Source organism: Patescibacteria group bacterium, assembly GCA_018817715.1.
Taxonomy (GTDB): Bacteria; Patescibacteriota; Patescibacteriia; order Veblenbacterales; family UBA10138; genus JAHITT01.
The window spans coordinates 179,894-192,103 of record JAHITT010000001.1 but is presented as its reverse complement, the minus strand read 5'-3'; the positions used below and the strand labels follow the sequence as shown (position 1 = coordinate 192,103).

General features: G+C 38.9%; 10 protein-coding genes and 2 tRNA genes. 7 read left to right on the top strand and 5 right to left on the bottom strand.

The genetic code is table 11. The features are described 5' to 3' along the window. Positions 1-111 precede the first annotated feature (111 nt). The 6 genes from KKC17_01145 (at position 112) to KKC17_01120 (ending at position 2,275) form a co-directional block, all read left to right on the top strand. Positions 112-200, top strand: a tRNA-Ser gene (locus KKC17_01145). Between the two features lie 19 nt (positions 201-219). Further along, positions 220-309: transfer RNA gene (locus KKC17_01140), tRNA-Ser, on the top strand. A gap of 273 nt (positions 310-582) precedes the next feature. Next, positions 583-828, top strand: a complete 246-nt coding sequence (locus KKC17_01135; protein ID MBU1038830.1) for a hypothetical protein — start codon at positions 583-585, stop codon at positions 826-828. A gap of 9 nt (positions 829-837) precedes the next feature. Next, positions 838-1,335, top strand: a complete 498-nt coding sequence (locus KKC17_01130) for a GreA/GreB family elongation factor (GenBank protein MBU1038829.1) — start codon at positions 838-840, stop codon at positions 1,333-1,335. A gap of 87 nt (positions 1,336-1,422) precedes the next feature. After that, on the top strand, positions 1,423-1,668 hold the full coding sequence (locus KKC17_01125) for a DUF4342 domain-containing protein (protein MBU1038828.1): 246 nt from the start codon (positions 1,423-1,425) through the stop codon (positions 1,666-1,668). Positions 1,669-1,672: 4 nt separating this feature from the next. Further along, on the top strand, positions 1,673-2,275 hold the full coding sequence (locus KKC17_01120) for a hypothetical protein (GenBank protein ID MBU1038827.1): 603 nt from the start codon (positions 1,673-1,675) through the stop codon (positions 2,273-2,275). Here the strand turns inward: KKC17_01120 and KKC17_01115 are convergent. From KKC17_01115 to KKC17_01095, 5 genes are all read right to left on the bottom strand, one after another. Then, positions 2,265-2,990, bottom strand: a complete 726-nt coding sequence (locus KKC17_01115; GenBank protein MBU1038826.1) for a ComF family protein — start codon at positions 2,988-2,990, stop codon at positions 2,265-2,267. The two genes, KKC17_01120 and KKC17_01115, sit on opposite strands and share 11 nt — an antisense overlap. A 197-nt stretch (positions 2,991-3,187) precedes the next feature. Continuing rightward, positions 3,188-5,698: an ATP-dependent Clp protease ATP-binding subunit gene (locus KKC17_01110; protein MBU1038825.1), complete on the bottom strand. Its 2,511-nt coding sequence runs from the start codon at positions 5,696-5,698 to the stop codon at positions 3,188-3,190. Between the two features lie 183 nt (positions 5,699-5,881). Then, positions 5,882-6,763 carry a M48 family metalloprotease gene (locus tag KKC17_01105; protein ID MBU1038824.1) on the bottom strand — a complete coding sequence of 294 codons (882 nt, stop codon included), beginning with the start codon at positions 6,761-6,763 and terminating at the stop codon, positions 5,882-5,884. Positions 6,764-6,840: 77 nt separating this feature from the next. Beyond that, positions 6,841-7,395: a LemA family protein gene (locus KKC17_01100; protein MBU1038823.1), complete on the bottom strand. Its 555-nt coding sequence runs from the start codon at positions 7,393-7,395 to the stop codon at positions 6,841-6,843. A gap of 485 nt (positions 7,396-7,880) precedes the next feature. Then, positions 7,881-8,390 carry a hypothetical protein gene (locus KKC17_01095; protein ID MBU1038822.1) on the bottom strand — a complete coding sequence of 170 codons (510 nt, stop codon included), beginning with the start codon at positions 8,388-8,390 and terminating at the stop codon, positions 7,881-7,883. Between the two features lie 254 nt (positions 8,391-8,644). Here KKC17_01095 and KKC17_01090 point away from each other — a divergent pair, with 254 nt between their 5' ends. Next, complete coding sequence (locus KKC17_01090) at positions 8,645-11,815, top strand: fibronectin type III domain-containing protein (protein ID MBU1038821.1); 3,171 nt, start codon at positions 8,645-8,647, stop codon at positions 11,813-11,815. Positions 11,816-12,210: the final 395 nt, after the last annotated feature.

Genomic DNA, 12,210 nt, shown 5'->3' with positions numbered 1-12,210 from the left:
TGACATATAATTTAGCTGTCGGTATTATACGGTAGCATCAGAGCTTTAAATTTATCCTTAGGAGAGGTGCGAGAGTCCTGCCGGCAGGCAGGGGTTTAAAAATAAATGAAAGGAGGCGTGGCCGAGTGGTTTAAGGCGACGGTCTTGAAAACCGTTATACCCAAAAGGTATCAGAGGTTCGAATCCTCTCGCCTCCGCCATTAAAATTAAATATATTACGGAAGGGTGGCCGAGTGGCTTAAGGCAACAGGTTGCTAACCTGTGACCCCGTAAGGGGTCTCATGGGTTCGAATCCCATCCCTTCCGCCATAACAAAAACGCTCATTTAAACAAACAAGTGGGCTGTTTTGTTATTTTTGGTTGATTTGGTGGGATTCGAAGGGTACAATAAAAAGGTAAACTGCTTTACGTTTTTATTGACCCGGGCTTTGGAGGAGAAATACAGCTTACGTTGAAGGCGTTGCTATATTTCGGGGGAAAAGGAATCCCATCCCTTCCGCCAAGAGAACACCTTAGTACTTTTAAGGGTAAAATATTCTCATAAGTTAAATAAAATTATTTATTATTTTTAATATTAATAATATGCAAAATGATAAAGATATCCCTACTATAGATTGTATTATTATTGACGAGCTAAGTTTAGAGACATATAAAGTTGAATTAATGTGTCCAAGTGGTAAGAAGCATACACATGGATTAAACAAGGATGAGATAGAGATGAAAAGCCATAGAGGAGATCATTGTTCGTATTGTAAAGATGGTTATTATTTATATTTAAGAAACGAAGAAGTCTTAAAATGGAATCAACACAAACAAAATAATAAATAATTTTATCTCATGCAAGTTCCCAGAAGAAAACCAGGTAAATATACCCATTTAAAGCCCGATCCTTGTATTACCCAAGAAAAGTTTAATGAGCTTAAAGCAAAGTTGGCTAAATTAAAAATAAGCCAACCCCAAGCAGCCGAAGAAGTTAAACGTTTGGCGGCTATGGGAGATTTTTCCGAAAATGCTGGTTATATTATGGCTAAAGGGCGCTTAAGAAGTATTAATCAAAGAATGTTGGAATTGTCCGAGCAATTAAAAAAAGCTCAAGTAATTAAAGTGGTTAAAAATGTATCTAAAATTCAATTAGGTCATAAGGTAACTATAGTTGTGGCTGGCCAGCAAAAAACTTATCTTATTTTAGGTTCAGCCGAAACTAATCCTGGCCAAGGAACCATTTCTCACAATTCACCCATTGGTCTGGCTTTAATGGGGCGCCAGGTGGGGGATAAGGTAATTTATCAGGCTGGCGCTCAGGATATTGAATGCCAGATAATAAAAATAGAATAAGAGTAGTTAATTATAAGTTGTTGTGTTTATTATTTTTTAAAAAAATAGTATTATAATACTACTGATTAATATTAAACATTTTATTTTATGGACAAAAAAACTCAGCAAGAATTTAAAATTATGGGCCAGGATTTGGTGGCCACGGTAAAAAAGTTGATTAAAGAGGGAAATGTGCGTCGGATTATCGTAAAAAACGAAAAAGATAAAATTATGTTGGAAATTCCGGTTACCGTAGCGGTAATTGGTACGGTATTTTTGCCGGTACTGGCAGCTTTGGGTACTTTGTCAGCCTTGTTAACCAAGTGCACTATTGTCGTGGAGAGAAAAAAGTAGTTTTATGATTAAGGCAATTATTTTTGATTGGTTTGGGGTTTGTACCACAGAAAATTGGGCTGATTGTTTAGCTAGAGAATTATCAGCTAAGCTTAAAATAGATGACGGGGTTATTCGTTCTGAATTTAAAAAAGTCTTACAACCTTTTGCCGCTGCCGAATTAACGGATCGGGAATTTTTGCAAAAGTTTTTAGCCACTTTGGACCCCAACGGCCAAGTGGATGATTATTTGTATTTGTTTAATACTATACCCCAGGTAAATTGGTCTGTTTTACAATTAGCTGGCGAGTTAAAGAAAAAATATAAGGTTTATTTGTTGTCTAATAATTTCGGTCCGGTTTTTCCTAATTATCAGATTAAAGTTAATTTTCGAGAGTATTTTAACGAATTATTTTTGTCACATCAATTAAAAGTCAGTAAAACCAATCCCAAAGTTTGGGATTTGGTGTTGGCCAAGATTCCTTTTTTACCAGCCGAGATTTTGTTTATAGATAACAAACAAAAATATTTGGCTTTAGCCACAGAGAGAGGTTTGTCCACAATTTTGTTTAAAGATGCTCAGCAGTTGCGGGAGGCTATAAATAGTTTATCTTTAATTACCCCTTAGCTACGGTTAAACCCCAAACTTCCAGTGCACCGGCCTGTTTTAAAACTTTAGCCCCAGCGTTCAGAGTGGCGCCGGAGGTGTAAACATCATCCACTAGTATATAAATTTTGCCACTTGGTTGAGCCTGATCTGTTAAACAAAAAGCTTCAGTCAAATTCGTTTGTCGCCAATAATTAGTCAGCCGACTTTGTTTAGGAGTAGGCCGTTGCCTTATTAAAGTTGTTTCAAACGGCAAATTGGTCAGCTGGGCCAGTTGGCGAGCCATTAACTCCGCTTGATTAAAGCCGCGTTGCCGTTGCTTTCTTTTAGCTAAAGGGATGGGCGTTATAAACCAACTGGTTAAAGGTACTTGGTGCCAAGGTGGTGGTAGTTGATAGTTAAATAAAGTGGCTACTAAAAATTGACTTAAAATGTCATTAATTTCCCAAACCCCTTCGTATTTAAAAGTTTTAATTAATTGTTTTATTAAGGGGTGGGCGTAGTTTTGGGCCGGCCATAAGCCATTTAAGTAAAGGGTATCTTTTTGGCACTTAGCACAAAATTGGCCCAGTAGACTGGGTTTATGGCAGTTGGGGCATTTAAGTTGTTTTGTGAAACTAAGCTTGGTTAAACAAGTTGGGCAAGCGTAAGTGCCATGTTGGCGGCAACCTAAACAAAGCTTAGGAAATAAAGCTTGTTTTATAAAGTTCCAGCCTCCTTGGAACCAATGGTACATAGAATTAAGAATAAGAGCTTAGCTTTTACCTCACGTACACGGGATGATTGCTAAGGCAACTAAAATTTATTAAACCCCAAATTTTAAATCCTAATATCTAAATAATACTCAAATCCTAATTACTAATTTTGGGTATTGGGATTTATTTAGGATTTAGATATTAAATTTTAGGATTTTAAGTATGTATTTTTGGATTTTTAATTCAGTTTCAGCTGTCCTTTGACCACGCTTAGTTTTATTTTTTCTTTAAGTTTATTTTTAAGCAATAAATCGCTTAACTGGTTTTCCAATTGATTTTGTAATAAACGTTTTATACCACGGGCGCCTTGGTCGGGTGACCAAGCTAATTTAGCAATTTGTCTGGAAGTTTTAAGATCAAGTTCAATTTGACTGGGGATTTTTTGGGTGGTTAATCGCTGATTAAAATCGGCTATTTGCAGTTTAACGATTTTGGCTAAATCTTTTTCGCTTAGAGGATTAAAAACAATAATATCATCCAGCCGGTTTAATAATTCAGGATTAAAAAACTGTTTAACCGAGGCCATTAACTTATCTTTAGTTTCCTGCAGTCGGGTTTGCTTAATTTGTTTAGTGTGGGAATTATCTTGAGCAGTAAAACCCAGTTTAGCTTGTTGGGTTAGTTCTTTTAGGCCAAGGTTAGAAGTTAAGATAATAATGGAATTTTTAAAATTAACCTGTTTACCGCCAGCGTCGGTTAAATGTCCTTCGTCCATAATTTGCAAAAGTAAATTAAAAACATCAGGATGGGCTTTTTCTATTTCATCAAATAATACCACACTAAAAGGCCGGCGTTTTACTCGGTCGGTTAATTTGTTACCGTCTTTGTAGCCAACATAGCCGGCTGGCGCGCCAATCAGTTTAGCCATGTTAAAAGATTCGCCAAATTCCGACATATCCAACCTAATTAGGGAAGCGGGATCTTGAAAAACTATTTCAGTTAGTAATTTGGCTAGTTCGGTTTTACCCACACCCGAAGGACCCAAGAACAAAAAAGAGCCAATGGGACGGCCTGGATTATTAAGTCCTAGGCGACTACGTTTAATAGCTTTACTAACCGCTAAAACAGCTTCAGTTTGACCAATAAGTTTTTGGTTAAGGGTTTTTTCTAAAGCACTAAGTTCAGTTTTTGTTTGATTGGTTAATTCCGTTAAAGGTACGCCGGTAATAAAAGATACGGTGGTGGCAATTTGTGTCCGGCCGATAATCGGTAGAGCTTTGGCGGAAGGCTTGGCAGTAGTTTGAAGTTTACTTAAGTTCTGATTTAAGATTTTTAGGGTTTGTTTGTGTTTTTTAGCCAATTCAAAGTCTTCTTGGGCAATAGCTGTTTCTTTAGCTTGATTGGTTTTTTTGATTTTGTCTTGCAGATCTTTAATTTTAATTAAGACTGGCGGTACGGGTTTTTTGTTTTTGCAGCGCGAAGCGGCCTCGTCGATTAAATCTATGGCTTTGTCGGGGAAAAATTTTTCCGGTAAATATCTTTGAGAATATTCTACAGCTGCTTCCAAGGCCTGGTCGCTTATTATAACGCCATGGAATTTTTCGTAGTTGGTTTTTAAACCTTGCAGTACGGCCAAAGTTTCCGTTGGCGTAGGTTCGGCAATTTGCACGACTTGAAAACGCCTCTCTAAAGCGGCATCGGTTTCGATATTTTTTTTGTATTCTTCTTGGGTGGTGGCGCCAATACAGCGGATTAAACCTTTGGCCAGGGCCGGTTTAATTAAATTCGCCAAATCCAAAGAGCCAGGCGCTGAGCCTGTGCCAACGATGGTGTGTATTTCGTCGATAAAAAGGATTATCTCTGGATGATTTTTAAGTTCTTCTAGAATTTGTTTTAAACGGCCTTCAAATTCACCGCGATACATAGTGCCAGCCACCACCAGACCCAAATCCAAGGATAGGATTCTTTTATCCAGCAGCCAGTTGGGCACGTCGTTATGGTTAATGCGTTTGGCCAGTCCTTCTACAATAGCGGTTTTACCAACGCCGGGATCGCCCAATAACAACGGATTGTTTTTGGTGCGTCTGGAGAGAATGTTTATTAGTCGGTCAATTTCTTTGTGCCGGCCGATGACCGGATCAATTTTATTTTGCGTTTCTAGATTGGTTAAATCCAAGCAAAAAAAGTCCAAAGCTGGTGTAGCATTACTGGAAGCATCGGTTTCTTTTTCGGTTGTTAAATTGTCGGTTAATTCGGCAAAACGTCCGGCACCCTTAAGGGCTTGATGCAAATTATCTTTTAGATTTTTAGTATCTAGTTCGATTTCTTGCCACAGGGCATTTATTTCTTGTTCCGGGGCGGAAATTAAAGCGAGCAGTAAATGTTCGGTGCCGATATAACGATGTTTGTTGCGCCAGGCAATTAAAACAGATTGTTCAATTATTTTTTTAACAGCTGGCGACAAACCTTTATTTAATATTTCCAAAAGTTCTTCAGATTTTGGTTGTGCTTTTTGGTTGACAGCCTCTATGTCAGCCGGGCTAGCATCAGTTTCCAATATTTTAGAAGTTTTAGTCTGGTTTTGATATTTGTTAACCAATTCCGCGGCCAAAGAGCCTTGTTCTAAAGTTAAAGCCAGTAGTAAATCTTTAATATCTATTTGTCCGCGGCCGTCTTTTTGAGCTTCGGCTTTAGCCTGAACCAGAATTTTTTGATAATGGGAAGTTAATTTGGAAAAAAGATCTAACATAATTAATATAAAAATTTAAAATCTTAAATCCTAATATCTAAATAATAACCAAATTCTAAAATTTAACAATTGGGTATTGGGATTTATTTGGGTTTTAGGCATTAGGATTTTGGATTTATTAGGGCTGCTGTTTTATTTTTTAAAATTTTTATCTACTAGACGCTTTTTAACAAAGAGATAATTTTAGGTCATTTGTTTAAGGGCTTTAATCCTAGCCTCAATCGGTGGGTGAGTGGCCAAAAGTTTCATAAATTTTTTGCCAGTAAACGGGGCAGCCAAATAAAGATGTTGGGTAGCTGGCGAAACTTTGGTTAAAGGAGTAGTGTCGTTGGCAATTTTATTAAGGGCGTTGGCCAAGCCTTCGGGATATCTGGTCATTAGGGCAGCGGAAGCATCGGCTAAGAATTCTCGTTTTCTGGAAATAGCCAGCTTAATAAGCTGAGCAATTAAAGGAGATAGCACTGCTAGGATTAATCCCAGTATCATAATCAGTCCACCGCCTTGGCGATTGTTGTTGCTGCTACGGCGGGAACCGAATAAATGCGAACGCAGTAAAATATCAGACATAATAGCAATTAAACCAACTAAGACAATTACCAAGGTGGCCAATCTAATGTCAAAGTTTTTTATGTGGGAAAGTTCGTGAGCCAAGACGCCTTCTAGTTCTTCGTTAGTTAGTTTGGTTAAAGCGCCTTGAGTTACGGCTAGGGAAGCATGTTTAGGATCCCGGCCGGCGGCAAAAGCGTTTATGGCTCCTTCGGGCATAACATATACTTTGGGCATGGGCAGGCCTTGGCTTAGGCATAAGTTTTCTACCAAACGCCATAAGTAAGGATTGTCTTGTTTGGTGGTAATTTTGGCGCCAGCTAATCCTAAGGCCACTTTGTCACCACCGTAGTAGCCGACTAAAGTCATAATTATGGCAATTAAACCGGCTAAACTAAGCAAACCTACAACATCGCCATAGTAATAGCCAAAGGCGTAGCCCAAGGCTAAAATGACGCCAAAAAATAATATCAGCAAAAGCCAGGTTTTTCGTTTGTTGGAGGTAATTTGGTTATACATATCGAAATTCGTTAGTCGCTGCCTGGCTACTCGTAATCTTTATTTATGGTTGGTAGTTAGCGAGTAGCGATTAACGTTTAGAATTTTACTTCCACATTTTCTTTTTCCACCTCATCAGCGGCAAAAAATTCTCGTTTGTTAAATTTAAAAACATTACCCACTAAATTGGAAGGAAAGGTTTCTAAGGCTGTATTAAGATCGCGAACCAGTCCGTTATAAAAGCGCCGGGCAGCCTGGATTTTATTTTCTGTATCGCTTAGTTCATCCTGCAATTGTAAAAAATTAACACTAGCTTTTAATTCCGGATAACTTTCGGCTACGGCAAATAAACTTTTTAAAGCCTGACTTAGTTGATTTTCGGCCGCTTGTACTTCACCTATGGTACCGGCCGACAAGGCAGCGGTTCTGGCTTTAGTAACTTCGGTAAAAACACTGGCTTCATGGCTGGCATAACCCTTAACCGTATTTACTAAGTTAGGTATTAAATCATGGCGCCTTTTTAATTGGACATCTATGTCGCTCCAACCCTCCTCACTACGGTTTTTAAGAGTGACTAGGCGATTATAAGTGCCGACTAGCCAAAAAATTATTATAGCCACAGCGGCTAATATTATCCACAGTAGGGAAGACATAAAATTATCTTATTTAATGATAAAGTTTAAATATATTGTAGCATTCATTTTAGCGGTTTAAATAGGAAAAATCAACTGTTAATAGATAGAAGTTGGAAGTTGAAATATAAAATAAAACTATAAACCATTATGTCACTGCGAGTCGATCCGCCAACTGGCGGAGAAGACGTGGCAGGCTAGATTGCTTGATCTGTGGCTCACAATGATTAAAGAGTAACTAAGCCATAACAATTTATTTGTCATTGCGAGGAGGCCTTAAGGCCGACGTGGTAATTGGGGACCCAGAGATTGCTTCGGTCGTTTTACTCTCTCGTAATGACAATGAGGGTGAATGGTTCGCAATGATGGTTCTGTATGTTATCACAACAGACTTTGCCTACGCGGGACGATTACTAAAGCAATCAGAATTAGGAATTTTGTAAGAGATTACCAAAAACCTCCAAGTTTCCCCAGAGGTTTTTGTTTTCGGTTTTTGTTTGATGGGTTTATTGTATGTTCAACACTTCCACCCTGGAGGCAGTAAAGGTGGTTTGGCCTTTAATATTAGTAGCCGAAACTACAGTTACTTGGTCGCCTGTTTTAACATCGTCCAAAGTTACGGTTTCCTGTTTGAACAAGTTGGCTACATTGCCATCCTCGGGTAAAACTTTAGGAATAGTCCGTTTAACAATTTGAGTTTCTTCGTTAGTAGTTACTGTTAAACTGGTATCAGCAGTTAAATAATTAACTACTGGTTTAGCCAAAACAGTTAATTCGTTTTCGCCAACAGTTGTAACTTCACCGACATAAGAAAAGACTTCTTCTGGCATAGGTAGGCTGTCACCGGCTTGCTCACCAGTTTGTTCACTGTTAGCTGGTGTGTTTTCGGTGCCAGTTTGATTACTGGTTAAATAATAACCCAAAGCCAAAAGGATAATGGCTACCACCACTACCACCACCATTATTAAAGTGGTGTTGCGCTTAGGGGCCGGCGCATTAGGTGTGAATTCATTCATAGGCGTAATCTATTAGTTGGCCCAAGCTGATTTTAGATTAATCAGTCAGGCTAAATTAAATTAATAAGATATCTATATTTTACTAAGTATTGGCTAAAGATGTCAAAGGTTTAAGTTCGGGTCTGGAATTTAGAATAGAAAAAATAGATTTTAGTTCCAATATTTTAACCCTTTAATTCTATTTTTATTTGAGTTGCTTTCCTTTTGATAATATGCTATAATTCAGTTATCTTAACCCTTAAAAAATAAAATTTATGATCAGGGGGAATAAGCTATTTTCAATCGCCGCCATTACTTTAAGTATAGCGGTCGGTGTTTTTTTATTATTGGATACAGTTAAGGCCGCGCCGTTATTTGTTCCGCCAACTATTTCGGCCACAGTTACCAGTTCTACCAGTGTTAGGATAAACGTTTCCAATATACACGAAAATACCGATTACATGTATTTGTATAAAAATGGTTCTTACTATTCTACTATTTGGTCATATAAAGATGTTACGGGTTTACCTTGTGGCCAGCATTCTTTTAGGGTATTAGCCGAAGATGTTTACGGTACTACTGGTTATTCCAATACTGTTTATGCCACGCCAGCTACTTGCCCCACTATGACTGGCCCTTCCTTGTCTGGCTCGGCTGGCGGACAAACTAGCATTAATTTGGCTTGGAACGATCCCAATACCAACGAGCAGGGTTACAAAGTGTATAATCCGCCTTACAATACGCCGATTGCTACCCTAGGTGCTAATACTACTTCTTATACGGTTAGCGGTCTTTTATGTGGCACCAGTTATTCCTATTATGTACAGGCTTATAACACTACTACTGGTCAGGTAGCTTCTTCTAATTCAGTTAGCCCTAGTACCAGTGTTTGTCCGGATAACTCACCGCCCAATGCTGCGCCCTCTAATTTGATAATGAATAATATAGCTACCACTTCAGTTGGTTTAACTTGGAACGATAATGCTACTAACGAAGATGGTTATTATGTGTGGCGTGAAGGTGGCGCTAAAATTTCTTTAAGTGCTGGTAGTACTAGTTATACTTATTCTGGTTTAACTTGTGGTACTTTTTATACTTTCAATGTTTCTGCTTATAAGCATTACATTAACGTGGTTTATAAAGATAGTATCTGGCTTAAAGCTTTAGGGTGGTTAGGTATTCTTAATGTTGCTCGAGCCGTGCCACAGGATATTTATGTAGAAACTAGTGCGGCCACTGTATCTGGTTCTACAGCCAGTTGTGATCAATCGCCACCTTATATAAGTTCTTGGTCGCCTAACCCTTCTACTATTGGTAATAGTATGACGGTCAGCATAAGTTATGCTGACAACATAGCAGTTTCTCAAGTTTTAGGTTGTGCTTCGCAGTACGGCAGTATTTGTACGCCTAGTACTACCGTAGCTAATCCTTGGTCTTTTACTTCCACCGGAGCCGACACAGTTACTTGTACTAAAGCTAAGGACATAGGTGGCGTGTGGAGTAGTACAGAGTGTAAACATTATTATTTAGCTCCGGCGCCGGCTAACAGCGTAACCGCTACGGCTTATGGCTCAACTATTCAGATTAGTTGGTTTACCGGTTCTGGTTCTTATCCTTTGAATTTTGCTGTTTACCGTAATGGTTCTTATGTTGGGGCGGTTTCTAGGGGCAGTACTTATGAATCTTCTTTTTCTTTAAACGATGCTAGCTGTCCGGCCGCTGGCAATTATACTTATACTGTTGTCTCTAGCGTACCGGCTCATAGTTATACTTCTAGCGCCACTAGCAATTCAGTTTATAAACCAAATTGTGATACCACGGCTCCTACCGGTTATGTAAACATAAGTGGCGGCTGGGATACTACACCAACAACCTCTAACAGCGTAGCAATTAGCTGTTCAGATTCAGGTAGCGGTTGTGCCAGTTATAAAATTTTTGCCAACACAGCTGGTTGTAGTGGTACTCCAGTGTCTACTGGTACTGGTTCCAATGGTAGCGCTACTGTTACTTTAAGCAGTGGTGATGGCCCTAAATATGTTAGTACTGAGGTAAAAGATAATGTTGGTTTAACTGCTTGTGCTAGTGACAGTATTTTTTTAGATACTACACCGCCGGTTGTTACAGCAGCTATAAACAATGGGGCGGCTACGACTTCTAGTCAAAATGTCACTTTGAATATGACTTGTTCGGATAATAGTTATTCTGGTGGTGGGGTAGCTTATTTACCTTTTGGTAAAACTTACGCCTTGGCTGGGCAATTATTATCTTGGTTGGGTTTAATTTCCGAAGCCAGAGCCGCGGCCGCTCCGCCTAATGGTATAGTGGGGTGTCAGCAGTATAAAGTTTTTACCAATAGTTCTTGTTTGGGTACAGCCGTAGCTTCTAATTATGGCGCTTTGGATGGTCCCAGTGCGGTTTCCATAACTTTGCCCGGCACGGGTACCCAATATGCCAGCGTGGAATATATGGACGGGGCTGGTAATTCTTCTTGTGCCTCGGATAGTATAACTGTAGGTGCCGCACCTACAACTTGTAGTAGCGTTACAGTTACTAATGCTAACTCCGACGCTGATGCTGGTTATACCAATGTTTCACCAATGACTTTCCAGTGTAATGGTTCTGTAGGTGCTACTTATTATAATCACTATATTTATTTTAATGGTGTTTATAAATACTCCAGTACTGCCGGCGCCTCTAATAGCATTTCGGCAAGTTATGGGGAAGGTAGTTATGTAGATGCTGTAGGGGCTTGTAATACAGTTGGTTGTAGTTCTACCACTTCGGGCGCAGTATTTTATAAAACAAGTTCGCCTAGTGTTTCTGGCACTCCTACACCTAGTGGCTGGACTGATGGCAATGTTGATGTGGCTTTAAATGCTTCGTCTGATATTAAAGACGCTCGGTATTCTATCGGGAGTAATAGTCTTAATGCTACCTGTACTTCGGGCGGTAGTTTATATTATTCTGGTGGTAGTCGGGTTATTTGGGCTTTAACTTATTCTGCTAACGGTTCTTTGTATTTGTGCGGTCGGGATAGGGCAGGCAATACAGCTACAGCCACGGTGAATATTACTAATATAGATAAAGTCGCGCCCATAAAGAGCACTGTAAAAGCTGGTTCTTCTGGTAATTTGCAAGTTGCCACTTCGACTTCTTCTAATGCTCCGGCTTTTGAAGTGTATCTTAGTGATAGTTTGTCTGGCGTTTCAAACGCGACTTGTCTTTTAAAAAATCCAACTCTTGGTAATAAATTAGGTAGTTGTAGTTGTGACGCTACTAAATGTTGGGGGAGCTATGCTTATGGTGATAATAATGGTAGTAGTCATAGTTTTTCAATAGATGTTGTTGATAATGCTGGAAATTCTACGACGCTTAATCAGACTTTCCAAGTTAATAATCAAGCACCTACTGTAGTAATTCCTAAAAATATTGTTGAAATCCAGTAATATTGTAAAAATCTTTAAAAATCCCTGCTATTTAAATAGCAGGGATTTGAGTTTTGTCTAATATTAGCCTAAATAGGGTAGTATTGGTTCCATAGGGATTGACAAATTGGCTATTTGGCTGTATAATGCAATGTTAAACAATAAAAAATCAATTAAAATATAAATGACAGTCGAAATAAATATAAATTAAAAAAGTCTGTCATCCTGAATGAAGCGTAAGCGCAGTGAAGGATCTAAATTACCTAAGACTTTAAAAACAAATAATATGTCATCCTGATCACCCGAAGGGTGAGAAGGACCTCAAAAAACCAACATTGTTGTTTTAAGAAAGAATATTACTCCTCCCCTTAGTCCGCCGGCTGGCGGAAAGGGGAGGTTAGGAGGGGTTAATAACT

Coding starts and splice junctions, on each gene's coding strand:
- KKC17_01115 (MBU1038826.1), bottom strand. CDS start 2,990: ATGTACCATTGGTTCCAAGGAGGCTGGAACTTTATAAAACAAGCTTTA.
- KKC17_01105 (MBU1038824.1), bottom strand. CDS start 6,763: ATGTATAACCAAATTACCTCCAACAAACGAAAAACCTGGCTTTTGCTG.
- KKC17_01125 (MBU1038828.1), top strand. CDS start 1,423: ATGGACAAAAAAACTCAGCAAGAATTTAAAATTATGGGCCAGGATTTG.
- KKC17_01095 (MBU1038822.1), bottom strand. CDS start 8,390: ATGAATGAATTCACACCTAATGCGCCGGCCCCTAAGCGCAACACCACT.
- KKC17_01110 (MBU1038825.1), bottom strand. CDS start 5,698: ATGTTAGATCTTTTTTCCAAATTAACTTCCCATTATCAAAAAATTCTG.
- KKC17_01120 (MBU1038827.1), top strand. CDS start 1,673: ATGATTAAGGCAATTATTTTTGATTGGTTTGGGGTTTGTACCACAGAA.
- KKC17_01090 (MBU1038821.1), top strand. CDS start 8,645: ATGATCAGGGGGAATAAGCTATTTTCAATCGCCGCCATTACTTTAAGT.
- KKC17_01100 (MBU1038823.1), bottom strand. CDS start 7,395: ATGTCTTCCCTACTGTGGATAATATTAGCCGCTGTGGCTATAATAATT.
- KKC17_01130 (MBU1038829.1), top strand. CDS start 838: ATGCAAGTTCCCAGAAGAAAACCAGGTAAATATACCCATTTAAAGCCC.
- KKC17_01135 (MBU1038830.1), top strand. CDS start 583: ATGCAAAATGATAAAGATATCCCTACTATAGATTGTATTATTATTGAC.